The sequence below is a fragment of the Arcobacter sp. 15-2 genome (genome assembly GCF_047159865.1).
Classification (GTDB): domain Bacteria; phylum Campylobacterota; class Campylobacteria; order Campylobacterales; family Arcobacteraceae; genus JAIOSF01.
Genome location: NZ_AP038804.1, coordinates 2049990 through 2067233 on the forward strand (window position 1 = coordinate 2049990; position 17244 = coordinate 2067233).

Below are 17244 nucleotides of genomic sequence, written 5' to 3' on the forward strand. Positions count from 1 at the left end.
AAAACTAATTGTTATATAGAGTATAATAGCATATTTAATGTACTATAGTATTAAAAATGATTATATAGCTATGAGATGTGAAATTCCAAGATTACCAGAAAGTTCTCTTGTTTGTCTTTCTAATGGTGTTGCTAGATACAATGCTCCATAAAGCGAAGATATTTCTGAATTTTTATGCTGTGAAGCAATAAGATTATAAAGTCTCTCTTTTGTTGAAATATGAGTAGTACTGATTTTGTGTATGTTAAAACTTTTCGTATAAAAACCTTTGAGATATGAGAAAAAGTCAATGTTTTTTGTAATAATATAACTATGAATTTGATCAAATTTTTTTAAAGTATTTTGTTTAGGTATGGATGTGAAAAATGTTAGAGTATCTGTATTTATTTTGAGTACATCATAGTTTTTCTTTGAATATATGTTTACAATGGTTCCTGTCGTAGCAAATACTTCATTTTTTATGAATGTTTGATAGTTAAAATAGTGAAACGAGACATTTAGGGTAAATATTAAAAGAATTAAAGAAAAGAACCATTTTCTCTCTTTATTTGTAGTAAAAAGAGATAAAGGTTCCATAAGTATTTATGTTAACGATGTTGTATGGTAAAGATCCATTAATCCATCGTAAAAGTCTTCACATTTAAAAACATCTATAACACCAGAAGATGTAGTGATATTTTGATAGATTCTCTCCAATCTTTCTTTTCTTTCCGGAAAAAGATCTGATAAAATCATAGAAGATATCTCTTTTCGAATAAGAATAGAGGGTGGAATAATTCCTAGTCTAAAAAGTTCCATAAGTGTATCTTTATCATATTTTACATGATGATGAGTTCCATGAGGACAAGCATTTGTGCTTACTAAAGTTGTACATTTCTCACAATAAACAAACTCATTGAATAACTCTATGCCAATATTTATTTTTTCTAATGTATCAACTCTAGAAATTAGTTTTTTGTGATCCCAATAAGCACCCAATCCTGTATGATTTTGACCAAGCAAAAGTTTTGTTGCACCATAATTTTTAGAAACAATTGCATTGAGTGTTAATTCATTTACTCCACCAAAAATATAAGTATTTTCTAAAGGGAGAAGAAGGACTCGATCTTTTGCTATAAAATGATCTATAAAGTGTTGTATTGTTTTAAATCTAACATCAAAGCTTAGTTCATCATCTTTATATGGTTTTCTTAATAAAATAATGAGTAGATCACATTTTTGTAAAGCACTACGAACTAATCGCTCATGAACTCTATGAAATGGTTTCCCTGTTAAAATGATCGATGAGATGTTTTTTGCTTCTGTATTTTTAACCATCTCATCTATTTGTTGTTTATGTTCTTTTATATCATCAAACTGTATTTTATAATCTCCACAAATAGCTAAATCACCTAATCTACTTGAAGTATCATGTGCACCAGGGTGTTCTTTACTATTTGTACCATAAATTTGTTTTACTCTATTTTCTTTATCTATGGGAAATATTTCATCAACTATAATGTGTCCTATCTCTTTATTATCACAAATAAATTTTAATATATCACCTTTTTTTGATGTTTGTAACACATGGTTGTTTCTTTTTCCTGATGGGGCTAATAAAAATGGAAAAGGGAATATCTCCCCTTTATATTTTCCAGTAATATTTACCTCTTCTGATTCTTTTTGATTCATCAAGTTTGTTACAGGTTTTAGCAAACCATCTCTTGCCATAGCTAGAGTTGCAACTGCTTCTTTATCAATATATAGAAATTTATCTGTTGTTTTCATTATGAGTAAGCTGGCTCTAAAAATGGGATAACTTGTTTTTTACGACTAAGACATCCTTTTAGCCAAAATTGATCATCTATAACTTTTATATCCCATGCTTTTTCAACGATATCTACAGATGAACTTGCAACTAAAATTTGTGATCCCATAGCCATAATATCAGTTAAAATAAGAAGTACAGTTTCATATCCTTCTTCCTCTTTTAGTTTTTTGATATCAGCAATTAAATCATCTTTTATAGGATCAAAAATAGTGAGATCTACAACTTCAAGTTGACCAATTCCTACTTTTTTACCGTTCATCTCAAAATTTTTAAAATCTCTTTTTACTAACTCTCTAAAAGGAACTCCCTCAACTTGAGATTTCACTTTAAACATCTCTAGACCAATCGCTTTAAAATCTTCAATACCAGCTATTTTTGCTAATTGTTTTGTAACTTTAGTATCAATTTTTGTACATGTAGGAGATTTGAAAATTACTGTGTCACTTAAAATAGCACACATCATTGCTCCAGCTATATTTTGAGGAATCTCTACTTCATAATAGTCAAACATCTCTTTAACAATTGTATTTGTACAGCCTACAGCTCTAATCCAACAATCTAATGGTGCTGATGTAACAAGACCACCTAGTTTATGATGGTCAACAATACCAATAATATTTGCTTCTTTTAAATCATCTGGTGCTTCTGTATAATTATTGTAATCTGTCATAAAAAGATCACAACCTGCAAATGATGTTTTTAACTCTGGTGCTTCTAGATTAAATTTTTCTAAGATAAATTGAGTTTCTGGGTTAACATCACCTTGTCTAACAGCTTTTGCCTCAGTTCCAAGACTGTTTTTTAGATATGCCATTGCAATAGCTGATATGATACTATCACTATCTGGTATTTTATGTCCACATGTGTATAACATTATTTTATTCCTATATATTATTTTGGTTTATTTTATAGTATAAGAATTGAAGATATGATTAATTTAACTTATAATAATTATATTTGCATAGACAAAATACAATTGTACTCATTTTTGTCTATTTTATAAATTTATAAATTATATTTTTTAAGTCTTCTTTTCTAATTGGTTTAGATAAATAGTCATCCATTCCTATGTTTATAAATTTTTCTCTGTCACCTTTTAATGCATTTGCAGTAAGTGCAATAATAGGTGTATGATATTTGGTGCTTTTTTCAATATCTCGAATTTTAACAGTTGCTTCACTTCCACTCATCAGAGGCATATTTTCATCCATTAATATAATATCATATTTGTCAACTTCATAAAGTTCCACAGCTTCTAAACCGTTGTTGGCAATCATAAATTTTAGAGATAATGTATCCATTAAAGCTTTCATATACATTTGATTTGTAAGATTGTCTTCTACTATTAAAACTGATATATCATGAATTTCTACTTCTTGTTTTGATACATTTGTTATGTTTTGATCTTTATTTATAGCAGGTTTTTCATTACCATTCTTGATTTTTTGTTGTTTATCTTTTACTGTAATTTCAAAATAAAATCTTGCTCCATTTTTTCGTTCTTTGTCAAGGAGTAATGTTCCATTCATCAATTCAACGAAGCGTTTAGTTATAGCTAAACCTAGTCCAGTTCCACCGAATTTTCGTGTTGTAGTATTGTCTTCTTGACTAAAAGCTTCAAATATAAGATCCTGTTTCTCTTTTGCTATCTCAATTCCATCATTATCTACAGAAACAAATAACTTATGATTTGTTACATTATAATTGATATCAATTTTAATTGTTCCATTTTCATGTGAAAATTTAATGGCATTTGATAAAAGATTGTTTAATACTTGTGTTAATTTAACTAAATCAATCAATACTTCTCTATCTGTATTTTTTGAAATATTTGTTACAAATTTTAAATTTTTGTTGTTAGTGTTTTCTGTAAATTGGTTTGTTATTTTAATGAGTTCAGTATAAAGATTAATAGTAATATTATCAAGGTTTAATTTTGTTGATTCAATTTTACTAAAATCTAAAATATCATTTATAATTGTTAATAAATTATTTCCAGAGGTTTCTATGATATTATAATATCTCAATTTTCTCTCTTCAGTCTCTTCTACTTTTAGTATTCCTATGAATCCAAGTATTGCATTAAGTGGAGTTCTGATTTCGTGACTCATAGAAGCTAAAAAATCGCTTTTTGCTTTTGAAGCAGTATTTGCCTCTTGTACTTTTATATCTAAGAGCGTATTTGTGTTATTTTGTGTATCAATGAGCTCTTTAATCTCAGCTGCCATATCATTAAATGAGTTTTCAAGTTCTCCTATTTCATCTGTTGAAGTGACATCTATTCTATAGTTAAAGTTATGTTTAACATACTCTTTTGTCCCTTTTAAAAGTTCTTTTATTTTATTTGTAACAATATTTGACATCCAAATTGCAATTGCAATTACTAAAATAATCATTAAAAAAGTAACAACAATGAGCTCTTTTTTGAGGTTAGCAATATATTCCATAATTTTAAATTTATTATCATCAAGCTCTTGTTTCATATTTTCAACTTGTGTTTCGAGAATATTATTGACATTTTCTTTTGTTTTATTTGCTGCTAAATGAAATTCATCAACATTTGCACCTAAAGTTACAAATCCAAATCCTCTTTTACTATTGGCATATTGTCCTGAATAATAAGGTATTGAAGCTGCAGTTGTAAGCTTCCACACACCACTCCAAAAAATTACAAATGAACCATATCCTCCATTTTGAGTAAGCTGCATCCATCCTTCACATTGAGGTGCAAAATTTAAGTAACGACAATCAAGTCCTACTTGATGATCTTTTTTAAGTTGTGCTATGTTTGGTTTTTTTTGAAGACTTTGTTCTTCAAAAGTTGGATAGTCTTTAAGAAAATTACTAAGCTTTTTTTCTTGACTATTGTTGAATTTTTCTGCTATATCTGCACTTACCCATCCTGGTATTTGTTCTCCTGTGTTTTTATCATATCCAATGATAAAGTAGTCTCTTGCATGTGATATGTTTCTCCCTTGATTATCCCACATAAAAGCATAGTTTCCACTACTTGCATCTGCTATATTTTGTTTTGTATTTTGAGCTAAAGGGTTAAAACTATCAGTAAATTCCATAATATGCTTATGATCAAGGGCAAAAGCAACATAACCTATTTTTTTGTTATTTTTATAAATAGGCGTTGCAAATCTTATAATTCCCTCAAATCTTTTACCCACAGGATTTTCTTTTCCTGCATAGGCATTTGTATACGGATCAAAATCAATACCCATCTTTTTTGCTTTTGCTTTTGTAAATGTTCCTATGAGACCACTTTGTACATACTCTCCTATCACATTTGAAACATAAATTTCACCTTTTTTGAGTTTTTGTAAATCATCAAAATAGTTTTCTGCCTTACAATAAGTTTCGGATTGGTTTTTTATATTAATTTTTTTATTTTTAATCGAAGAGGTTTTATATATCTCATTACCTTTTAAATCTATAACTTGAATCTCTTTATATAGAGGAATCTTTTTAAAATTGATTTTTGGAGAATGATTACTATTAAACTCTTTTTGATTATCTTTAAGGTTCGCAATCTTATATACTTTATTTTGTGTTTCTTTTTCTTTTGGTTCCCAAGTGTTTAGTTTATCATTATAGATATATTCTGGATGTACTGTAATTGGAGATGTTTTTATTTGTTGAAATTTTTGTAATATATCATTATTTAAGTTTATTGAAGCAAGAAAATGTAAATCATTATCTCTTTCATATAAAAAAGTTGCAACATTATTGGCAACCTCATAACTGAGTCTTTCAAGGTTTAGTTGTGCTTTTTTGTCGAGAGCTTGAATACTATCTGAAATTGCTGTTGTAGCTGTAGCTGAGATGATATCTTTACTTTTTAGAAAAATATTTTCAGTATTTTCTTTAAAATAGTTGTTAAGATTTTTAGCACCTTCAATTGCAATATAAGAAAGCAATAGAAGAGGAATAACTTTAATTAAAATAAATAGTAAAATTAATTTTGATTTTATTTTTAAATTTTTCATTGATATTATTACCTTTTATTATCTATTGTTGGACTGATTATAACAAATAAAGTTAAAAATATCGCTATTGGCTAGCTTGAAAATCCACTTTTATGACGAACTTCTTTTTTGATCACGATCTCTTTTTGTTTCTCTTTTCTTTTGATATCTTTTTCTACAAAGATTTTTTTTCTTGTTACTGGATCCATCTCTGTATAATACATCACAGCAGAATAAGTACCAGGGGTTGGTATAAATACTTGAGCTTGTTCTGGATTCATTTTAAGTTCATCTGTAGTGAACCTTTTAAGTTCATGCATATCTTTCTCTTCACAACCTGGATGTGCAGCTATTAAATAATAAGTTAAAAACTGTTTTTTACCCATATCTCTATTTAATTTGTCATAAAGTTTTTTAAAGTCAATTAAAGTTTGTTTCCCTGGTTTTCCCATAAGGTCAAGAATATGTTGTTCAGTATGTTCAGGGGCTACTTTCATTTGACCAGAAATATGATCTTTTACCATTGATTTAAGATAGTTATAACCATGTTTTTTATCTTCTGTTATTAGATCGTATCGTACACCAGAAGCTACAAAAGCTTTTCTTATTCCTGGTATTTCACGAACCCTTTTATTCATCTCTATAATTCGACCATGATCTACTTTCATAGATTTACATAAATGTCTTGAATCAACACATCTTTGATGATCACAGGTTCCTAGTTTGAGTTTTTTGTTACACTCATATCCATACATATTTGCTGTAGGTCCACCTAAATCTGAGATGATTCCTTTAAAGTCTTTATACTCTTTAAAATCTTTGGCTTCTTGTACTATGTTATCTTCACTTCTTGTACGGATTGTTCTTCCTTGATGTACTCCAATAGCACAAAAGTTACACTCTCCCCAACACCCTTGATGTGTCATGATTGAAAATTTAATAGTCTCCAAACATTTTACTTTTCCTTGGGGTCTATGGTATGGGTGCAATTCTCTTGTAAATGGTAGTGAAGATATCTCATCCATTTCAGGTTCATTTAAATAGTCACATGGAGGATTTTGTATATTATATCTAGTATCAACTTTTTGGGCTAATCCTTTAGCTGCTATTGGGTCATTATTATCATAGAAAAGATCAAAAAGATCGATATATTTTTCTTTATCTGTTATACATTCATCAAAAGTTGGGAGTTGATGGTATTCTTCTTTTGTTTCTTTTGCAATATAACAAATCCCACGAATATCACGGTACTCTTCCCCTTTTGCAATAGCTTCTGTAAGTTCTCTTAATGCAATTTCTCCCATACCATATACAAGTACATCTGCTTTACTATCAAATAAAATTGGTTTTTTTAGTTTGTTTTGCCAATAATCATAGTGAGTAACTCTTCTTAAACTAGCTTCAATCCCACCTAAAACAATAGGAACAGTATTTTTAAAAAATCTTCTAATAAGATTTGTATAGACTAAAACAGCACGATCTGGTCGTTTATTATTTACCCCACCTGGAGTATAATCATCAGAGTTTCTAAATTTTCTAGTTGCAGTGTAGTTTGAAACCATACTATCAATACTTCCACCACTTACTCCCCAATAAAGTTTTGGTTCACCAAGTCTTTTAATATCAATATCACTTTTAACATCAGGTTGACCTATCATCCCAACCTTATATCCAAGTTTTTGTAGGATTCTTCCTACAACTGCAACGCCGATAAAAGGACTGTCTATGTAAGCATCTCCACTTATTAAAATGACATCACATTGATCCCATCCAAGAGCATCCATCTCTTTTCTTGTAGTAGGTAAAAATTTATCTGCTGTTGCTTCTTGATGTTTGGTGTTTTTTTTCATATTTTTTCTTTTTATTATGTATAGTTTAGTAAATGGCATTGTGCCATAATTCGTGTTAAGACTAGACTATACCGACTGAATATCTTTCTAGTCTTAAGAAGTTTAAATTTTTTCAGTTAAGTTTGTATCAATTTTTTGAATATCTAATATCATTGCTACACGAGAATCATTTGAATCAGTTATATCAACAACACTTTCAATCAAAGTACCACCACCCAAAAAATGGTTTTGTATATGTTGGATTGAATTCTTTTTCACGACAGATATATTTTCTAGTGATGAAACCATAATCCCAACACAATGTTGTATATTATCTGTATCATATTCTAATAAAATAATGTTGTGTAGATTTTTATCTTCTGAAGAATCATTGATAAATGCTCGTATATCTAAAACAGAGATGAGTTGTTCTTTATGCAAAACCATCCCTTTAAAATGATTATCTTTGTTCATATCAATTGACTCTTCAAGAGAATCGATATCAATAGATTCTATTACATTTTTTGCATCAACTGCTAAAAATTTATTTCCTATATGAAATGTTGCTAACTCAACACATGTTTCATCAAACAGTTTTAGTGTTGACTGGTTAGTAAATTTATTATCTTGTTTATAAAGAAGTTGACTTGAGACATTGATATCTCCAATCTCAATAAAAACAAAACAAAGAATATCATTTTCATAATCATCAACTCTACTTTTATATTCTCTATATCCTTTTGAACATTTAACACCTATTGCATAATATTTATTATTGAACTCTATTATCTCACTTTTTTTATGACCATTTTCAAGTGAGAAAAATTTGTCATCTAAATCTAAAAATCCATCAACTTCATAGGTTTCATTTGTTGAAGAGATGATTTTTTTTGCTTTATTTGTAAAAAGTGCGAAAACTCCTGGGATTTTTTCACCATCAGTATTGTGAGGAAGTGTATCATCTAACATAGCGTGAAATTCTGGTTTTGCATCAAATACTACAGCGATTCCACCTGTAACTTTTTTTTCATTTTTAATAGAACGAATAGCACTACAGTAGATATATGTAGATTGATTATCATAAAGATTCGTTTTCTCAAATTTAGAAACACAATATTTAGAAGTGTCTTTTAGATTCATAGTATTTTTTACCCACTCATTTGTGAGTTGTTTTCCAACTAAGTATTCATCTTTACTATTTGATACAGCAATAACTTTTCCCTCATCATCAAAAACGAGTAGATTTGTGTAGACTGTGTACAGATCATTTATATATTTTAAGATAGAAGTTACTTTTTCTTTCTTATGTACTATAGAATCTTTATCATCTAAAACCTCTTTAAAATATGAGGTAAGTGCCCACCATCGACAATCATTAGCTCTTTCATAAAGGTTTCTATCCATAATATCGATTGCAAGTGATGATAAAAATTCACTATCTTTTAAAATAGATGTGATGATGGTTTGGTTTAGATTTGAAAGCGATGAGTTTGCTTTGATTCCTGTTACTCCAATTTCATTGAGTAAAGATTTTGAAAAGTTTCTATTGCTTGAGTTTTGTTTACTTTGTGCAATGTTTCCATTCCAAATCACACGACTGAGGTTCTCTTGGATTGTTTTACTTTTATTAAATACATCTTTTAAATCTTTTGAAAAATGTTGTTCATTTTGCATCATAGATTCAATAATATTTGTGTCGATTTCTTCACTGTCTAAATCATCACTCAAAAATGCATACTCTAATGGTATCATAATATGTCCGTACCATTTAAGTCCTTTGAAGCCTTGATAACCATTTGTTTTACATGTTTTTGCTACATAATCACGACCTGCAAAAGTTACAATTTTGAAATCTTCATCAATCACAATTGGTAGTTTTGAACCCAATCGAATATGATCTCTATTACTTGAAGCAATCACAGTTCCATCGTCATCTAAAATCATCAAAACTTCTTTATTTCTAATGTCGAGTAAATTTGAAAATATATCTTTCATCTCATTTTTAAATTTAAAACATAAACATAGTATTCCTAGATTTGCTGAATCTGGATCATTTGTTTCTGTTACTTTATATGAGTACACTAGGTTTCCATTATATTGTGGTATAAAATTAAAATCTTGATATGACTCTACATATTCATCACTTGAATTTAATACTTCATGCACATAAGCAGTATCAATTTTATCAACTTTAATATCATCATTTAATCTTGCTAAAATTTTCCCATTTGTATTTGCTAAAACGATATCAAAATAAACAGAATATTTAGCAACATACTCTTGAAAGCGTTTTTGAATCTCTTTTTTTTGAGTAGCATTATCTTTGTTGTAGTTTGAAACAAAGTTTTGTATAAACTTTCGAATATCATCATCCGTTGCCAAAAATCCAATATCAGCTGTTCTTTCAAAAAGGTTTCGAATAAGTACATCAATAGTGACTTGTGATTTAAAATTCATCTCTTGAGTTACTTTTTTTATTGTTTGTTCACTCAAATGATTTAGCAGTGTTGAAGTGAGATTTAAAAAATTATCTTTTGTTTTTCCTATGTCAATATTGATGTCTCCAAGTTGACCAAGAAGAGCAAAACTGTCCCAAGAAGAGCTTAATCTACCTAGCTCTTCTCTATATTTATCTACATCTTCTATATGTTTAATAATAGGATAAAGCTCTTTTTTTACTTTTATCCCTTTAAAGTTGATGAATTTATTTGTCATAATACTCTCCATTAGTTATATGAAAATAATTATATAATTAATTGAGAATAAAGTTTTCTAAAAACTGTATACTATATATACAATAATTATTGCCTTTTATCACCATAAAGCCATTTTCCTGTATAGGGAGCAGAGAAAGGGTGTTGGTCAGTAAACTCTTCTTGTGTGAATCGGAATTTAAAATTATCAACATAGGAGAGTATAAGTTTATATGCTTTGTTAATCTCTTGAAACTTTTCATCAGAACCGTCTTTCATATCCGGATGATATTTTTTAGAGAGTTCTAAGTATCGAGTTTTAATACTACTTTTATTTTCAAGTCCTATGAGTCCTAAAGTATCAACTGCTTTTTCAAATTCATCGTATTTTATTTTAAGCATTATCCATCCACATTCGTATTTGATGACTTAACTCTTTAGGAAACTCAAGAGGAATCATATGACTTGTTCCAACTCTAGAGATCTTCTTAATATGAGTATGTTCACTAGTGAAATTTTCAATCGAACTATAAGTAAAAAGCCTATCATCTGTACTATAATAAAAATGAATAGGAATGGTTAAATTAATAAGGTCTTTTTCTAATGAAATTCTATTATTTATTGTTTTCATTTGAGAGAGATAAACTGTTTCTCCTAAGTCTATATACATATTTTGTATCAGAGTGATAAGTTGTTCATCTGATTGATTTGATTCTTCTAATAAAGAGATAACTTTTGATTTGGTCAATCCATTAAAACCTAAATTTTTCATAAGATTAATAACATTATTTCTTTTTTCAACTTCTTTTGGTGACATTTTACTAGGTGTTCCAGCATTTAAAAAAAGTCGTTTTACTCTATGTGGATATTTGATACTGTAATAAGATGAGATATAAGAACCTAACGAAAAACCAAAAAGATTGATTTTTCCTTTATCAAATATATCATCTAAAATTGTAATAATCTCGTCAAAATCACTAATATTAGGAATTGGAACATGTACTAGTTCATAAGTATCTTCTAAATAAGGGATGAGCCGTTCCCATAATCTTTCATTGCACATAAGCCCTGGTATTAAATATATTTTCTCTTTCATCATAATCCTTTATTCAAGTAATAGAGTTTTTTATATGCTATTAAATTTATGTTTATTTGCTAATGCAATTAAAATAGTAGAAAATTCTTGTAGTTTTTCCACATCTAATCTAGCAGCAAGTCCAGAAACACCTAAAGCACCAATAAGCTCACCTGATTTAGAGAAGTAAGGAACAGCTACAGATCTTAGTCCATATTCATACTCCTCATCATCTATTGCATAACCTATCTCTTTAATAGTATGTAGATCCAACTGTAATCGTTTTGGATGTGTTATGGTTGAGTGAGTATATTCTTCAAGTGTTAATTTAGATATATCTAATTCATCAGAAAAGGCTAGGATAACTTTTCCCATAGCTGTTGCATGTAAGGGTGAGTGAAATCCTATACTATCTCTATTTTTTAAAATTCGATTAGAGTTGTCGACTTGGTTTAGGTGCATAATCATATCTTCATCATAAACAGAGATATAACTACATTCATTTGTTTGTGAAAATATCTCATTTAATAGATTTTGCGATTGTTTTACAATCATCTCTTCTCGTTTTCTTTTAGACAAATTACCAACAACATCTGCATAAATAATCTCTTTTGTATTTTCTACATATTTTACAAATCCCTCATTTATCAAAGTTGTTATTAATCTAGACATAGTACTTTTATCTATTTCAAGTTTTAAACATAATGCATTCGCACTGATTGATTGTTCACTATTCATAATCTCTTTAAGGACTTGAAGACCCCTTGTTAAAGATTTATTTCGATTTACCACAATTAACTCCTAAATAATTTGGAAACTTTTTTCCTTATCTGCAACTTTTGAGAAAAAAGATTTCATATACGGAAACTCTCAAAATCAAAAAGCTTGAGAATGCCTTTGTTAACGGTGTTTTAAAGATTATTTAAAAAATACTTAAAAATAAAACTAGTATAAGAATATTAAGTTTTATTTAAATAATGTGTGATTTAATACCGTATCAGATTTAAAGAATCACTTTAAATTGTGTGCAATAGTATCATCTTTATATAAAAAAAATTATTAAAATTTTTCTATATAGAGTTGAAAATATGTAAAAAATTATAAATATGTTAAAGGACAAATTATGATGACATCAATAGTAGATTTATCAAAGTTAACATCAAAAGATGACTTAACTCCAGTATTGGGTGGATACTGGCCAGGGATTCAAATATATTATCCACCAATTAAATTTAATCCATTAGATGGAACTTATGAAACAATGGAACAAGCTAAGTTTAGATTACAAAAGCATGCTTACAAAACAAAAGCGCATACTCTATTATTTGATTTAGAAGATGGTTGTAGAATGAAAGAGATGTCAAGAAAGCTTTTATTAGAAGAGCTTCCTAAGTTTCCTGAAAGAGATTTTCAAATTGCACTTAGAATCAACCCTTTTAGAACAAAAGAGTATGAAGAAGATTTATTGTTAATCAAACAAGTGCATAAATATATTGATGTTATTGTTTTAGCAAAAGCTGGTGAAGTGTATGGTGATGCTGAGATTAGAGATTTATCTTCTTGGTTAGTTTCTATTGGTAGTAAAGTTACTATTCAGCCAATTATTGAGCATCCAAAGTCGCTGAAAATTGCAGATAAACTTATGAGTCATTCAACAGTTAATCATGTAGTATTTGGTATTCACGATTTCTCTAAGGCTATGGCTTATAAAATTACTCCACAAGGTTGGATTGATGAGTTAGAAACATTTTTCAATATGCTTACAATGGAAGCTAGAATTAAAGGTTGTGGTGTTATTGGTGGTGTTGAAGTTTTACTTACACCTAACTCTTTACCTGATTCTTGTGTTGAGAAAAAAGATATTAGAAGATGGTTAGATTTACATGGTGATGATGCTTCTAGACATGTGTATTCACATGCAAATAGAGAAACAGCAATGGGTCTTACTGGAAAGCAAGTAATTACACCAAATCATATCAATGTATGTAAAGTGGCATTCACACCATCTCCAAATGAGATTGCAAAAGATGTTAAAATCTTAAAAGAAGCTATCAAAGCTGATGCATTATTAAGCGGTGCTATTAGATACGAAGGTGAGATGTTAGATCCACCAATGTTTGGTAAATCTTTACAAAATATTTTAAGAGCGTATGCATTAAAGAGTTTAAAAGATGAAGATAGAAATTTTGCATTAGAGGTATTAAACAAAATGCCACTGAATACATTTAAAGAAAATTGGCCATTTGGTCGAATCTAAGAAGGAGAGTTATATGAAATCTGAAAAATCACAATTTGAAATAGAAGTACCAGAGTTTTTAAACATCGGTGTTTCTTGTACATCAAAACATGTTGGTACACCTAAAGAAAATAGTACTGCTATGATAATAGAAGATGATAAGTTAGGTACAGATGAGATCACATATAAAGAGTTATCAAGTAGCTCTGATAAAGTATGTAACTTTTTAACATCTATTGGTCTTGAACCAAGAGATAGAGTATTAGTATGTCTTAAAAATTCATTGGCATACCCAATCTCATTTTTTGGTGCTATTAAAGCTGGTATTATTGCTGTTCCTACTTCTACACTTTTAAGTGGTTCAGAAGTAAAGTATCTTGCTGAAGATTCTCAAGCAAGTGCTATTGTATTGTCAGCTTCTATGTATGAAAATTTACTTCCATATTTAGAAAATATTGATAACCTAAAAACTATTATTGTTGCAGGGATTGATAGTGTTGAAGGTTTACAAAAAACTAAAGGTATCAATGTATATTCTTTAAATACAATTTTAAAAGATGGTGATGATACTGTAAATCATTATAATTCAAAAGCTGGAGAGCCTGCATATTTAGTATATACATCAGGAACTACAGGATATCCAAAAGGTGTTTTACACTCACATAGATCACTTGTAGGTAGAACACCAGCAACTGAATATTGGTTTGACTTTAAAGAAAATGACAGAATCATGCACTCTGGTAAATTTAACTGGACTTATGTGTTAGGTTCTGCTTTAATGGATCCATTATTTAACGGTCATACTGTTATTGCTTATGAAGGTGGTAATGATGCTGGTACATGGATTGAATTAATCAAAAAACATAAATGTACTATTTTTATTGGGGTTCCAACTATTTATAGACAAATCGTACAAAAAACTGATTTTACAATTGAAGATTGTCCATCTTTACGATATTGTATGTCAGCGGGTGAGCATTTATCAGATGAGATGATTGGTTTATGGCAAGATAGATTTAAACAAGACATTTTTGAAGCAATTGGTATGAGTGAATGTTCTTACTATATCTCTCACTCTAAAAACAACCCAATTCGACCTGGAAGTGCAGGGTTTGTTCAACCTGGACACACAGTAAAATTACTTGATCCAGATACTTTAGAAGAAGTTGAAAATGGTGAAGAGGGTATGATCTCTATTGGTGAAGATGATCCAGGTTTATTTTTAGAATATTGGCAACTCGAAGAAGAAACTGCAAAAGCTAAACATGATGGATATTTCTTTACAGGTGATTATGCTAAAAGAGATGAAGATGGATATATCTGGTTTATAGGTAGAAAAGATGATATCATCAATACTTTTGGATTTAGAGTATCTCCACATGAAATTGAAAGAGTTGTAAAAACTCATGATTTAGTTGCAGATTGTGTTGCTTTTGGACTGGAAATCGGTAAAGATAAAGTTCTTGTTGCAATTGCTGTAATTGGTCACGATGAATTAACTCAAGAGCAAGAGGAAGAAGTATTAAAGTTTTCTCAAGATAATTTAGCGAAATATAAAGCTCCAAAAATGATTTTTGGTATGAAAGATTATCCAAGAACTAAAAATGGTAAAGTATTAAGAAAACAACTTGTTAAACAACTTCATGATCAATATCACGCAGTTGAAACAGGTGAAGAGATTGTAGAATATAAAGCTAGAAGATCAATGTTATTTGTACCTGCTTACAATAAACACAATGTAGAAAAAGCAAAAACTGTTTTAGCTGATTCTGTGATTTTCGATTTGGAAGCTATTTTAGAAGATCAAAGAGAAGTGGCAAGAGCTACTATCAAAGAGGTTTATAAAGATCAAGGTGCTAAATTTGGTGAATCTGAAAGAGTTCTAAGAGTAAATAACTTAGGAAGTGAAGATTTAGCAAAAGATTTAGAGCTTGCAAAAGAGATTGAGATTGATGCGTTATTATTCTCTAAAATTGATTGTAAAGAAGATGTACTTGAAGCTGTTAAATTAATAGATGAAGTAAGTCCTGATATTACTTTGATGATTATGATTGAAACACCATTGTCAGTTTTAAATATTCAAGAGATATGTTCAGCATCTTCTAGAGTTGAAGTTGTTGTTGCTGGTTCGAATAAATTAGCTAATAGACTTCAAATTGATATCAAAAAAGGTTCAAAAGCGATGTTTAATTACCTATCACAAATTGCACTTGCTGCTAAAGCATACGGTAGAACAGTGATTGATGGACCACATTTTGATGTGATGGATGAGTTTGCTTGTGAAGATTCAACAAAAGATGCATTTAATTTAGGATTTGATGGTAAGTCTCTGATTCACCCAATCCAAATTGAATATATCAATGATATCTTTACTCCAAAACAATCTGAAGTTGAAAATTATGAAGCGATGATTGAAGCTTATGAAGCTGCTAAAAAAGAGGGTAAAGAAGTAATCATGCATAACAGTATGTTAGTTGATGGTTCAAAAATTAAAATGGCTAAGAAAATGATTGCTTTATATGAAACATATAAATCATTAGGTCAAAACCTATTTAATAAGTAAGGAGTAGTGATGTCAAAAATTAATACAGGTAATTTTTTCGAAGATTTTACAATCGGACAAAAAATTGCCCATCCACTTCCAAGAACAATCAGTGATGGTGATGTATCTTTATACATAGCTTTCACTGGAAGCAGATTTGCTTTACATTCTAGTGATGTTTTAGCACAAGAGTTTGGATATGATAAAAAGCCTCTTGATGATTTATTGATGTTCCACCTTACTTTTGGTAAGTCGGTACAAGATATTTCTTTAAATGCGATTGCTAACTTAGGGTATGCGGAAGTAAGTTTCCCTAATCCTGTTTTTGTTGGAGATACTGTAAACTTAGTTACTGAAGTTATTGGATTAAAAGAGAACTCAAATGGTAAAAGTGGAGTTGTTTATGTTCGTTCTATTGGATATAACCAAGATGGTTTAGAGATTCTAAGCTTAATAAGATGGGTTATGATTCATAAAAGAAATAAAGGTGAGATGTCAGGTATAAATGATGTTCCATCATTTGCAAAAACAACACCAATTGCAAGTGAAATATCAATTCCCGTTGCAAAAAATGTAGATACTACTAGTACTGGTGGAGAGTATTTCTGGGAAGATTACGAAGTAGGTGAGAGATTAAATCACATCGAAGGTATCACTATCGATAACAGTGATCATACACTTGCAACAAAATTATACCAAAACAATGCAAAAGTGCATTTCAATGACCACATGATGAAGTCTACACCTATGGGTGAAAGATTGATGTATGGTGGACATGTAATTTCTATTGCTAGAAGTATTTCATTTAATGGATTACAAAATGCACAATGGATTTATGCTATTAACTCTGGAGCTCATTCTAACCCTACTTATGCAGGTGATACTATCTATGCATATAGTGAAGTAGTTGAGAAAATAGAAGTTGAAAATAGAGATGATATTGCATTATTAAGATTAAGAACAATTGGTCTTAAAAATATCACGCCAACAGAAGTTAGTTCACCAAAAGGTGAAGATGGAAAATACCTACCAAATGTAGTTTTAGATTTAGATTACACAGTAGTTATACCAAAGAAAAAATAAAA

Annotated in this window: 12 protein-coding genes; 3 read left to right on the forward strand and 9 right to left on the reverse strand. The window is 29.3% G+C overall.

Annotated features, from left to right (window positions below; all coding sequences use genetic code 11):
* Positions 1-60: 60 nt before the first annotated feature.
* The 9 genes from ACMCMH_RS10335 to ACMCMH_RS10375 form a co-directional block, all read right to left on the reverse strand.
* Positions 61-576: a hypothetical protein gene (locus ACMCMH_RS10335; protein WP_412725271.1), complete on the reverse strand. Its 516-nt coding sequence runs from the start codon at positions 574-576 to the stop codon at positions 61-63.
* 6 nt (positions 577-582) lie between these two features.
* Positions 583-1767, reverse strand: coding sequence for a sulfate adenylyltransferase (locus tag ACMCMH_RS10340; protein ID WP_412725273.1), 1185 nt, complete (start codon positions 1765-1767; stop codon positions 583-585).
* Entirely contained in the window at positions 1767-2687 is a 921-nt protein-coding gene (locus ACMCMH_RS10345) for a manganese-dependent inorganic pyrophosphatase (RefSeq protein ID WP_412728021.1), read from the reverse strand. The genes ACMCMH_RS10340 and ACMCMH_RS10345 overlap by 1 nt, the downstream gene beginning before the upstream one ends.
* A gap of 115 nt (positions 2688-2802) precedes the next feature.
* Positions 2803-5805 carry an ATP-binding protein gene (locus ACMCMH_RS10350; protein WP_412725275.1) on the reverse strand — a complete coding sequence of 1001 codons (3003 nt, stop codon included), beginning with the start codon at positions 5803-5805 and terminating at the stop codon, positions 2803-2805.
* A gap of 71 nt (positions 5806-5876) precedes the next feature.
* Positions 5877-7634 carry a YgiQ family radical SAM protein gene (locus ACMCMH_RS10355; RefSeq protein WP_412725277.1) on the reverse strand — a complete coding sequence of 586 codons (1758 nt, stop codon included), beginning with the start codon at positions 7632-7634 and terminating at the stop codon, positions 5877-5879.
* 102 nt (positions 7635-7736) lie between these two features.
* Complete coding sequence (locus tag ACMCMH_RS10360) at positions 7737-10328, reverse strand: chemotaxis protein CheW (RefSeq protein WP_412725279.1); 2592 nt, start codon at positions 10326-10328, stop codon at positions 7737-7739.
* Between the two features lie 86 nt (positions 10329-10414).
* Positions 10415-10708: a DnaJ domain-containing protein gene (locus ACMCMH_RS10365; protein WP_412725281.1), complete on the reverse strand. Its 294-nt coding sequence runs from the start codon at positions 10706-10708 to the stop codon at positions 10415-10417.
* The gene (locus tag ACMCMH_RS10370; protein ID WP_412725283.1) at positions 10701-11402 is read right to left on the reverse strand and encodes an alpha/beta fold hydrolase; all 702 of its coding nucleotides are present in this window, start codon (positions 11400-11402) and stop codon (positions 10701-10703) included. Before ACMCMH_RS10370 ends, ACMCMH_RS10365 begins: the two co-directional genes overlap by 8 nt.
* Before the next feature lie 30 nt (positions 11403-11432).
* Positions 11433-12173 carry an IclR family transcriptional regulator gene (locus ACMCMH_RS10375; RefSeq protein WP_412725285.1) on the reverse strand — a complete coding sequence of 247 codons (741 nt, stop codon included), beginning with the start codon at positions 12171-12173 and terminating at the stop codon, positions 11433-11435.
* 334 nt (positions 12174-12507) lie between these two features.
* On the opposite strand from ACMCMH_RS10375, the gene ACMCMH_RS10380 reads away from it, so the two are divergent.
* The 3 genes from ACMCMH_RS10380 to ACMCMH_RS10390 are packed head-to-tail and all read left to right on the forward strand — an operon-like array spanning position 12508 to position 17242.
* A complete protein-coding gene (locus ACMCMH_RS10380) occupies positions 12508-13638 on the forward strand; it encodes an HpcH/HpaI aldolase/citrate lyase family protein (protein WP_412725287.1) in 1131 nt (376 codons plus the stop codon).
* A 13-nt stretch (positions 13639-13651) separates the two neighbouring features.
* Positions 13652-16180, forward strand: coding sequence for an aldolase/citrate lyase family protein (locus tag ACMCMH_RS10385; protein ID WP_412725289.1), 2529 nt, complete (start codon positions 13652-13654; stop codon positions 16178-16180).
* A 9-nt stretch (positions 16181-16189) separates the two neighbouring features.
* Positions 16190-17242 (forward strand): MaoC family dehydratase, encoded by a 1053-nt coding sequence (locus ACMCMH_RS10390; RefSeq protein WP_412725291.1) that lies wholly within the window; start codon positions 16190-16192, stop codon positions 17240-17242.
* The last annotated feature ends 2 nt before the right edge of the window (positions 17243-17244 follow it).

Excerpts from the sequence above, each read along its gene's own strand:
- ACMCMH_RS10385 (WP_412725289.1), top strand. The coding sequence starts at position 13,652 with ATGAAATCTGAAAAATCACAATTTGAAATAGAAGTACCAGAGTTTTTA.
- ACMCMH_RS10370 (WP_412725283.1), bottom strand. The coding sequence starts at position 11,402 with ATGAAAGAGAAAATATATTTAATACCAGGGCTTATGTGCAATGAAAGA.
- ACMCMH_RS10355 (WP_412725277.1), bottom strand. The coding sequence starts at position 7,634 with ATGAAAAAAAACACCAAACATCAAGAAGCAACAGCAGATAAATTTTTA.
- ACMCMH_RS10340 (WP_412725273.1), bottom strand. The coding sequence starts at position 1,767 with ATGAAAACAACAGATAAATTTCTATATATTGATAAAGAAGCAGTTGCA.
- ACMCMH_RS10390 (WP_412725291.1), top strand. The coding sequence starts at position 16,190 with ATGTCAAAAATTAATACAGGTAATTTTTTCGAAGATTTTACAATCGGA.
- ACMCMH_RS10360 (WP_412725279.1), bottom strand. The coding sequence starts at position 10,328 with ATGACAAATAAATTCATCAACTTTAAAGGGATAAAAGTAAAAAAAGAG.
- ACMCMH_RS10350 (WP_412725275.1), bottom strand. The coding sequence starts at position 5,805 with ATGAAAAATTTAAAAATAAAATCAAAATTAATTTTACTATTTATTTTA.
- ACMCMH_RS10365 (WP_412725281.1), bottom strand. The coding sequence starts at position 10,708 with ATGCTTAAAATAAAATACGATGAATTTGAAAAAGCAGTTGATACTTTA.
- ACMCMH_RS10335 (WP_412725271.1), bottom strand. The coding sequence starts at position 576 with ATGGAACCTTTATCTCTTTTTACTACAAATAAAGAGAGAAAATGGTTC.
- ACMCMH_RS10380 (WP_412725287.1), top strand. The coding sequence starts at position 12,508 with ATGACATCAATAGTAGATTTATCAAAGTTAACATCAAAAGATGACTTA.